The organism is Actinosynnema sp. NPDC059797, assembly GCF_042732085.1.
GTDB lineage: Bacteria > Actinomycetota > Actinomycetes > Mycobacteriales > Pseudonocardiaceae > Actinosynnema.
This window is the reverse complement of record NZ_JBHWIE010000075.1, coordinates 19,516-28,635: the sequence shown is the minus strand read 5'-3', so window position 1 is coordinate 28,635 and position 9,120 is coordinate 19,516. Positions and strand designations below refer to the sequence as shown.

Below are 9,120 nucleotides of genomic sequence, written 5' to 3'. Positions count from 1 at the left end.
TACCGGGACTGGACCGGGGTGCCGGTCCGCCCGAACGCTCCACCGCCCCTCGACGCGGCTGAGGCGGATGGGGTGGTCGAAGCACTTGCTCACCTGGTCGCTGGTCAGCACCTCGTCCGCCCGTCCTGCCGACAGGACGCGGCCTTCCCGCAGCAGCACGGCGTGCGTGGTGCCCGGCGGCAGCTCCTCCAGGTGGTGGGTGACGAGCACCGACGCCAGTTCCGGGTAGGTGCGCCGGAGCACGTCGAGTCGTTCGAGGAGCTGCTCGCGGCCTGCCACGTCGAGCCCGGTGGCGGGTTCGTCGAGCAGCAGGAGCCGGGGGCTGGGCATGAGCGCGCGGGCGATGAGGGTGCGCCCGCGCTCGCCCTGGGACAGCGTCGGCCAGGCGGCGACGCGTCGGGCGTCGAGGCCCAGCAGCCCGATCAGGCCGTCGGCCCGCTCGACCTCCGCCGCCGTCGGCGACCACCGCGGCACCCACTCCGCGGTGTTGGTCAGCCCGGTGAGCACGACCTCGCGCACGGTCAGCGGCGAGCGCGGGCCGCCACGCGGGTCGACGTGCCCCACGTGGGCGCGCAGGGCCCGCATGTCGACCCGGCCCAGCCGCTGCCCGAGCACTTCGACGCTGCCCCGCGTCGGGTGCGACACCGCGCCGAGCAGGCGCAGCAGCGTGCTCTTGCCGGCGCCGTTCGCGCCCAGCAGCGCCCAGTGCTCGCCCGCCCGGACGGTCAGCGAGACCTCTTGCAGGATCGGGTTGCCGTCGCGGACGAAGTCCACGCCGGACACCGACAGCAGCTCGGTCACGACCGGGCGCCCTTGCCCCGGTTGACCGCGGCGACGACGGCGTTGACCGACGCGGTGAGTACCGAGGTGTCCCACCCGCAGCCCCACGACAGCGCACCGTCCACCTCGCACCGCGCGTACGCGGCGGCGTGGCTGCCCGGACCGGTGGCGGTGGAGTGCTCGCTGTAGTCCAGGATGTCCACCGCCACACCGATCCCGCGCAGGGTGTCGGTCAGCGCCGACAGCGGCCCGTTGCCGGTGCCCTCGCACGAGCGCTCCACCCCGTCGACGCTGAGCCGGGAGGTGAACCGGTGCACGCCCGGGGAGGTTTCGGCCGTCGACCAGGACTCCACGGTGACCCAGCCTCCCAGGCCGGGGTCGACGTAGGTGGTGCGGAACAGCTCCCACAGCTCCTCGTGGGTCAACTCGCGCCCGGTGGCGTCGGTGACCCGCTGGACCGCGCGGGCGAAGTCCGGCCGCATGGCCTGCGGCAGGTCCAGCCCGCGGTGGGTGCGCAGCAGGTGCGCGATGCCGCCCTTGCCGGACTGCGAGTTGATCCGGATGACCTCCTCGTAGGTGCGGCCGAGGTCGCCGGGGTCGATCGGCAGGTACGGCACCTCCCACGGCACCTCCTCGGGCGGGACGCCCAGCTCGGCGGCCCTCTTGGCGTGGTGCGCCAGGCCCTTGGCGATCGCGTCCTGGTGGGTGCCGGAGAAGGCGGTGTGCACGAGGTCGCCGACGTAGGGGTGGCGCGGGTGCACGGGCAGCCGGTTGCAGTGCTCGACGACCTCGCGGACGGTGTCGATGTCGGAGAAGTCGACCATCGGGTCCACGCCCTGGGCGTGCAGGTTCAGCGCCAGGGTGACCAGGTCGACGTTGCCCGTGCGCTCGCCGTTGCCGAACAGGCAGCCCTCCACCCGCTGCGCGCCCGCCAGCACGGCCAGTTCGGCGCACGCCACGCCGGTGCCGCGGTCGTTGTGCGGGTGCACGGACAGGATCACCGAGTCCCGGCGGGCCAGGTGCCGGTCCATGTGCTCGATCTGGTCCGCGTAGACGTTGGGCGTGGCGATCTCCACGGTGGCGGGCAGGTTGTGCACGACGGGCCGGTCCGGGCTCGCGTCCCACAGCTCCGTGACGCCGTCGCACACCTCCAGCACGTAGTCCGGCTCGGTGAGGTTGAAGACCTCCGGGGAGAACTCGAACCGCACCCCGGGTCGGTCGCCGACGCGGCGCAGCAGGTGCCCGGCCGCGTCCAGGACCAGCCGGCGCACCTCGGACCGGGACCGGCCGAGGACGACGTCGCGCCACACCGGCGCGGTGGCGGTGTAGAGGTGGACGAGCGCGCGCGGCAGGCCCCGGATCGACTCGGCGGTCCGGTCGATCAGGTCCGCGCGGGCGGCGGTGAACACCGAGACGGTGACGTCCTCGGGCAGGTCGTCGCGCTCGGCGAGGTGTCGGACGAAGTCGAAGTCGGTCTGGCTGGCCGACGGGTAGCCGACCTCGATCTCCTTGTAGCCCATGGCGACCAGCAGGTCGAACATGCGGCGCTTGCGGGCGGTGTCCATCGGCTCTGCCAGCGCCTGGTTGCCGTCGCGCAGGTCGACCGGCACCCACAGGGGTGCGCGCTCGATCCGCCGGGAGGGCCAGGCGCGGTCGGCCGGCGGCAGCGGCACGCGCTCGTGCGCCGGTCGGTAGCGGTGGCTCGGCATGGAGCTGGGGCGTTGCGGGTTCCACGCGGGCGCGTCGGCCGGAACCGCTCCGGAAGGGGTGCGGACAGTGGGGAAGGCTGTGGACATCGTCGTTGCTCTCCATGGACCGTCTGGATGACCGGCGCAGCCCCGAACCCCGCTGCGAGGTGCCGGTCCGGTCAGACCCCGCAGCGGCACCCGAGGAGGAGGGCGATCATCTGCACGGCCGGTACACTACCCACAACCGAACTCCTCAGACAACCGGAGAACCCGAAAGGTTGATGTCGATGCCACTCGATGCCCTGCGACCCGCGCCCCTCGTGGAGCAGGCCGCCGAACGCCTGCGGGCCCAGATCGCCGGCGGGGAGTGGGCCGTCGGCACCAAGCTGCCCGGCGAGGCCGCGCTGGCCACCGCCCTGGGCGTCGGCCGCTCCACCGTGCGGGAGGCGCTGCGCGCGCTGGCCGGCGCCGGGCTGGTCCAGGCCAGGCAGGGCGCGGGCGTGTTCGTCATCGCCACCGAGGCCCTGGAGGACTGGCCGACCCGGCTGAACCGCTCGGCGATCGCCGACGTCTACGAGGTGCGCATGATGATCGAGGTCGAGGCGGTCCAACTGGCCGCCGCCCGGCGCACCGACGCTGACATCGCCGCGATCGAGGCCGCCCTGGAGGCGCGGCGGGTGGCCGGCGAGGCGGACGACGCCCAGTTCGTGCGCGCCGACATCGCCCTGCACTCCGCCGTGGTCGCCGCCGCTCACAACGCGGTGTTGGACGACCTGTTCGCCCAGTTCGTCCCGGTCCTGCACCGCGGGCTGGTCGAGCTGGTCACCCTGCTGGACCTGCGCGCGGGCAGCCCCGACCACGGCCACCGCAGCCACGCCGACCTGGTCGCCGCCGTGGTCGCGGGCGACGCCGACACCGCGGGCCACGTCCTGCGCGAGGAGCTGCGCCGCACCCTCGACCTGATCAACGCGGGCTGACGTGCGCGACGCGGTGCCGTGGATCCGGCACTACCCGTCCGACACCCCGCCCGCCACGCCGTGGACGGTGCTGTTCTTCCCGCACTCCGGCGCGTCCTCGGGCTCCTACCGGGACCTGGCCACCCACCTGTCCGCCACCGCGGCCACGGCGTGCGTCCACTACCCGGGTCGGGGCGACCGCACCGGCGAGCCCTCGTTCCAGGACGTCCACCACCTGGCCGATGCGGTGGCCGACGCCTTCGCCGCCGCCGCCTCGGGCCCGGTGCTGTTCTTCGGCCACAGCCTCGGCGCCGCGGTGGCCTACGAGGTCGCCCTCCGCACCGACCACCGTGACCTGTCCCTGGTGGTCTCCGGGCACCCCGCACCCCACCGGCTGCCGGAAACCCTGCCCACACCGGCCGACGAGGGCGAGACGGCGGCGCTCGTCGCGTCCCTGAACGGCTCGGACGCACGGCTGCTGACGCACCCCGTCCTCCGCCGGCTCTTCCTCCCCGTCGTCCACGCCGACCTCACCGCCCACTCCCGCTACCACCCCACGCCCGGACCACTGGACCTCCCCCTGACCGTCCTGACCGGCCACGCCGACCCGCTGACCCCCGCCGGCAGCACCGACTGGTCCACCTACACCACGGCCGGCTACGCCCACCACACCGTGCCGGGCGGCCACTTCTTCACCGACACCCACCCCGGGGCCGTGGTCGACATCCTGCTGAGCACCATGGCCGCGACTCGTCACCGATCCCCACGCGGGTAGCCCGGCACGGACCGCGCGACGCGGGCGGACCGGAGCTCAGGCGTTCGCGTGCGCGAGGCTGGGCATCCGCGTCACGAGCAACTTCCGGCGCAGGTACGTCCACCACGTGAGGAACCCGAACGCCAAGTACGCCACCACGAACACGCCGAAGGCGGGCACCGACCAGTCCGGTCCCGTCGCGTGCACGCCGGCGAACCGGAACACCTGCTGGACGGCGAACCCGCCGAACGCGCCCACGGCGCCGACGACACCGATCACCGCGGCGGCGCGGCGGGTGAAGTCGGTCAGGGTTCCGGCCAGGTCAAGGCCCTTGCTCGCCGCCTCGGCGCGGGCCAGTGCGCCGAAGATCACCGGGATCATCCGGTACGTGGCCCCGTTGCCCAGCCCGGCCAGCACGAACACCACCAGGAAAGCGCACAGGAACGGCACGAAAGCACGTTGCCACACGGCGAGCGCGGCGACTCCGGTCGCGACCGACATGCCCGCGAACGCCGCCAGCGTGATCCGGGCGCCGCTCAGCCGGTCGGCCAGCCACCCACCCAGTGGCCGGGACACGGCCCCGGCGAGCGCGCCGGTGAAGCCGAGGCCGGCGAGGTGGTCCCGCACGAACGGGTGCTCGGCGAGGAACTCCGGGAACGTGCTGTTGATGACGAGCGGCAACGCGAACGAGAAGCCGATGAACGAGCCGAAGGTCCCCACGTAGAGCAGGGCGATCACCCAGGCCTGCGGCTCGCGCAAAGCCGCGGCGTATGGTGCGCGGTCGGCCCTCATACCGGTCAGGTTGTCCATGCGCAGCCAGGCACACGTCGCGGCGAGCACGATGAGCGGCAGCCACACCAGGCCGACGGCCGTCAGCCCCGCACCGACCACGACCAGCGGCGCCACGACCTGCACGACCGCGACGCCGAGGTTGCCACCGGCCGCGTTCAGCCCCAGTGCGAAGCCCTTGCGCCGCTGCGGGTAGAAGAAGGAGATGTTCGCCATCGACGACGAGAAGCCCGCGCCGCCGAAGCCGGCGAGGGCGGCACAGCACAGCAGTACGGCGAACCGCGTGTCGTGGCCCTGCTCCCTCAGCCAGTCGCTGGGCACCAGGAACGCCAGCAGGCCCACGGGCACGAGCAGCAGTGCGACCGAGATCGTCGTCCACGTGCGACCGCCGAACCTCGGCACGGCGAACGTGTACGGCACGCGCAGTGCCGCACCGACGAGGTTCGGCACCGACACGAGCCAGAACGACTCCGCGACGCTCACCGGCAGCCCGACTGTGTCGAGGTGGAGCACGATCACCGACCACAGCGCCCACACCGTGACGCCCAGGTGCTCGGCCAGGACCGAGACCGCCAGGTTCCTGCGTGCGACCCGGCTCCCCGACGTGCGCCAGAACTCGTCGTCCTCTGGCCTCCAATCGTCGATCCACCTACGCCGGAGCACGGTCGCCCTCCCGGTCGGACAGCCAGTCCGCCAGACCGCGAACCCGGTCCACGCAGCCGCCGCAGCCGGTGGTGGCGCGGGTCGCGTCCGCGAGGTCCGCCACACGGCGGGCACCGCCGTGCCACGCGGACACCAGCGCCGCCTTGGTCACCGCGTTGCACCGGCACACCAGGCCGGCGTCCGGCCACTCACCCGGGCCGGGCGCCGCGCCGCTCCGGCCGAGCAGCAGGGGCAGGCGGTCGGCGGGCACGGGAAGGCGCTGATCGGAGAACCTCGTGAGCGCCGCGGCCACGTCCGGGGCGCCGAGCACGATCGCACCCGCGACCTCCTCGTCCCGCACGACGAGCTTCGCGTAGCGCCCTCGGCTGAAGTCGGTCAGGCACACGACCTCCGCGTCCGGGTCGTCGACGCGGGTCCGCGCGTCGCCGAGCGCGACGAGGTCCACGTCGCGGGCCTTGAGCCTGGTCACCACCGGTGTGCCGCGGTAACGGGCGGACACGTCGGTCCCGGTGATGAGGTCGGCGAGCACGGCGGCCTGCTCCCACGCCGGTTGCACGAGCCCGGACACCGTGCCGGGGTGCCGCGCGCAGTCCCCGATCGCGTGCACCCGGGCGTCGCTCGTGCGCAGCGCGTCGTCGACCAGCACGCCCCCGTCGGTCGCCAGGCCGGCCCGCTCCGCGAGCCCGACCTCCGGCCGCACGCCGGCCGACACCAGCACGTGGTCGGCGGGCACGAGACCACCACCGGCCAGCTCCAGCCCGCGGCCCGGCACGTACCGGGTCGGGCGCGCGCCGGCTCGCACCTGGACGCCCAGCCGGTCGAGGACCCTCGCCAGCACCTCCCCCGCGGTCGGGTCGAGTTGCCGTTCCATCAGGTGCGCGACGGGGTGCACCACCGTCACCCGGTCGCCGCGGGCGGCCAGCGCACGAGCCGCCTCCACCCCGAGCAACCCCCCGCCGAGCACCGCGACGGACCCGCCGGTGCCCGCGGCGTGCCGGACGCGCTCGCAGTCGTCCAGCGTGCGCAGGGTCAACACGCCGGCGGCCGGCGCACCGCCCGCGCCGGCCAGGCCGTCGACCGGGGGCAGCCACGCACGCGCACCGGTGGCGAGGACCGCGACGTCGTAGTCGATCGTGGAACCGTCGGCCAGGAACACGGTCCGCGTGGTGCGGTCCACTGCGGTGACACCGATGCCGAGCCTCAGGTCCACCGCGTGCTCCACCGCCCAGTCCGCGTCCTGCAGCGTGACGGCCTCCGCCGCCAACGAGCCGTCGACCACCGACGACAGCAGGACCCGGTTGTACGGGTGGTGCTTCTCCTCACCGACCGCGGTCACGGCGACCCGCTCGCCCGCCGGGTCGCGACGCCGGATCTCCTCGGCGAGACGGGCACCGGCCATGCCGTAGCCGATGATCACTACTCGTCGCATCGTTCCTCCTCCGGCACCGCGCGCAGCCGCACGGCGCACACCTTGAACTCGGGCATCCGGCTGGTCGGGTCGAGCACGGGGTTGGTGAGCAGGTTGGCCCGCTCGTCGCCGGCGAAGTGGAACGGGAGGAAGACCACGTCCGGCCGCAGTGACCGGACGTACCGCACCCGTGCCCGGGTGCGGCCGCGCCGGGACTCGACCACGGCGTCCGCGCCGTCGGCCAGTCCGGCCCGGCGCGCGGTGTCGGGGTGCACCTCGACGAACATCCCGCCCGCGGCCTCGGCCAGCTCGGGAACCCGCCTGGTCTGCGCCCCGGACTGGTAGTGCGCGAGCACCCGCCCGGTGGTGGCGCACAGGGGGAACTCCGCGTCCGGGGGCTCAGCGGGTCCGCTGTGGTCGACCGGGGTGAAGCGGGCCCTGCCGTCGGAGTGCGCGAACGAGTCGAGGAACAGCCTCGGGGTGCCGGGGTGGTCCGGTGACGGTACCGGCCAGTGCAGCACCTCGCCGGCGCGCAGCCGTGCGTAGGTGACCCCGGAGTAGTCCGCGGGCCCACCGCGGGACGCGGCGCGCAGCTCGGCGAACACGGTCCGCGCGTCCGCCGGGAACCGCTCGGGCGGCTGGCCGAGGCGCACCGCGAGCCCGTGCAGCACATCGAGGTCCGTGCGCACTCCCGCGGGCGGCTCGACGGCCTTGGACCGCAACAAGACCCGGCCCTCGATGTTGGTGAGCGTGCCGTCCTCCTCGGCCCACTGGGTCACCGGCAGCACGACGTCGGCCAGGTGCGCCGTCTCGGAGAGCACGACGTCGGCCACGACCAGCAGGTCCAGGGCCGCGAGGTGCTCGGCCACCCGCCCGGCGCGCGGCGCCGACACCGCGGGGTTGCTGCCGAACACCAGCAGGCCCCGCGGGCCGCCCGGCTCACCGAGCGCGGTCAGCAACTCGTACGCGGAACGACCGGCGCCGGGGAGCGAACCGGCGGGAACGCCCCACACCGAGGCGACGTGCCGACGCGCCGGGGGGTCGTCGATCCGGCGGTAGCCGGGCAGCTGGTCCGCCTTCTGACCGTGCTCCCGGCCGCCCTGCCCGTTGCCCTGCCCGGTGAGGCACCCCCAACCGGAACCGGCGGTGCCCGGGAGCCCGAGGGCGAGGGCGAGGTTGATCCAGGCCGCGACCATCGCCACCCCGCCGGCGTGCTGCTCGGTGCCACGTGCGGTCAGGACGTAGGCGTTGCGCGCGCCGGCCAGCATCCGCGCGACCCGTCGCTGGTCCGCCGCGGGCACCCCGGTCACCCGCTCGACCCGCTCCGGCCACCAGGCCGCCGCGATCCGCCACACCGCGGCGAACCCGCCGGTTCGCGCCTCCACGTAGTCATCGTCGAGGTGCCCGTCCGCGACCACTGCGTGCAGGATGCCGAGCGCCAGTGCGAGGTCCGTGCCGGGCCCCGGCGCGAGGTGCAGTGCGGCCAGTTCCGCCGTCGGCGTCCGCCTCGGGTCGACCACGACCAGCCCGTCGCGGTCGATCGCGCCTCGCAGGTGGGCCAGGAACGGCGGCATGGTCTCCCCCGGGTTGGCACCGACCAGCAGCACCACGTCCGCCTCGTCCAGATCCGACAGGGGGAACGGCAGGCCGCGGTCCACGCCGAAGGCCCGCACCGCGGCGGCCGCCGCCGACGACATGCAGAACCGCCCGTTGTAGTCGATCTGGGAGGTGCCGAGCGCGACCCTGGCGAACTTGCCGAGGAGGTAGGCCTTCTCGTTGGTCAGACCGCCACCGCCGAAGACCGCGACCCCGTCCGGCCCGTGCTCGTTCCTGATCCTCCGGAGCCCGCGCGCGACGGTGTCGAGCGCGGCGTCCCAGCCCACCGGGCGCAGTTCGCCGCCCACCCGCAGCAACGGGGTGGTGAGCCGGTGCGGCGAGGCCAGCAGCGCGGCCGACGTCCACCCTTTGACGCACAGGCCACCGCGGGCGCCCGACCGCACGGTGACGCCCTCGTCGGTGGGGGTGAGCGTCATGCGGCACTGCAACGCGCAGTAGGGGCAGTGCGTGGCCGTACCGATCGGG

7 protein-coding genes are annotated in these 9,120 nt (G+C 74.3%); 2 read left to right on the top strand and 5 right to left on the bottom strand.

What is annotated here, in order from left to right; all coding sequences use genetic code 11:
- Positions 1-801 (bottom strand): ABC transporter ATP-binding protein (locus tag ACFV4N_RS19440; protein WP_499673942.1); only part of this gene is annotated, 801 nt, incomplete at its 3' end.
- Complete coding sequence (gene leuA / locus ACFV4N_RS19435) at positions 798-2,576, bottom strand: 2-isopropylmalate synthase (RefSeq protein ID WP_499673941.1); 1,779 nt, start codon at positions 2,574-2,576, stop codon at positions 798-800. The genes ACFV4N_RS19440 and leuA, both read right to left, overlap by 4 nt.
- A gap of 179 nt (positions 2,577-2,755) precedes the next feature.
- Here leuA and ACFV4N_RS19430 point away from each other — a divergent pair, with 179 nt between their 5' ends.
- Together ACFV4N_RS19430 and ACFV4N_RS19425 are read left to right on the top strand one after the other, a co-directional pair.
- Positions 2,756-3,445, top strand: coding sequence for a FadR/GntR family transcriptional regulator (locus tag ACFV4N_RS19430; protein WP_499673940.1), 690 nt, complete (start codon positions 2,756-2,758; stop codon positions 3,443-3,445).
- 1 nt (position 3,446) lies between these two features.
- A complete protein-coding gene (locus tag ACFV4N_RS19425) occupies positions 3,447-4,199 on the top strand; it encodes a thioesterase II family protein (RefSeq protein ID WP_499673939.1) in 753 nt (250 codons plus the stop codon).
- 36 nt (positions 4,200-4,235) lie between these two features.
- On the opposite strand, the gene ACFV4N_RS19420 is transcribed toward ACFV4N_RS19425, so the two are convergent.
- From ACFV4N_RS19420 to ACFV4N_RS19410, 3 genes are read right to left on the bottom strand one after another with little or no spacing between them, the layout of a single operon-like run.
- A complete protein-coding gene (locus ACFV4N_RS19420; RefSeq protein ID WP_499673938.1) occupies positions 4,236-5,630 on the bottom strand; it encodes an MFS transporter in 1,395 nt (464 codons plus the stop codon).
- A complete protein-coding gene (locus tag ACFV4N_RS19415; protein ID WP_499673937.1) occupies positions 5,617-7,059 on the bottom strand; it encodes an FAD-dependent oxidoreductase in 1,443 nt (480 codons plus the stop codon). Before ACFV4N_RS19415 ends, ACFV4N_RS19420 begins: the two co-directional genes overlap by 14 nt.
- A complete protein-coding gene (locus tag ACFV4N_RS19410) occupies positions 7,047-9,071 on the bottom strand; it encodes a molybdopterin oxidoreductase family protein (protein ID WP_499673943.1) in 2,025 nt (674 codons plus the stop codon). The genes ACFV4N_RS19415 and ACFV4N_RS19410 overlap by 13 nt, the downstream gene beginning before the upstream one ends.
- Between the last annotated feature and the right edge of the window lie 49 nt (positions 9,072-9,120).

Coding starts and splice junctions, on each gene's coding strand:
- leuA (WP_499673941.1), bottom strand. CDS start 2,576: ATGTCCACAGCCTTCCCCACTGTCCGCACCCCTTCCGGAGCGGTTCCG.
- ACFV4N_RS19430 (WP_499673940.1), top strand. CDS start 2,756: ATGCCACTCGATGCCCTGCGACCCGCGCCCCTCGTGGAGCAGGCCGCC.
- ACFV4N_RS19415 (WP_499673937.1), bottom strand. CDS start 7,059: ATGCGACGAGTAGTGATCATCGGCTACGGCATGGCCGGTGCCCGTCTC.
- ACFV4N_RS19410 (WP_499673943.1), bottom strand. CDS start 9,071: ATGACGCTCACCCCCACCGACGAGGGCGTCACCGTGCGGTCGGGCGCC.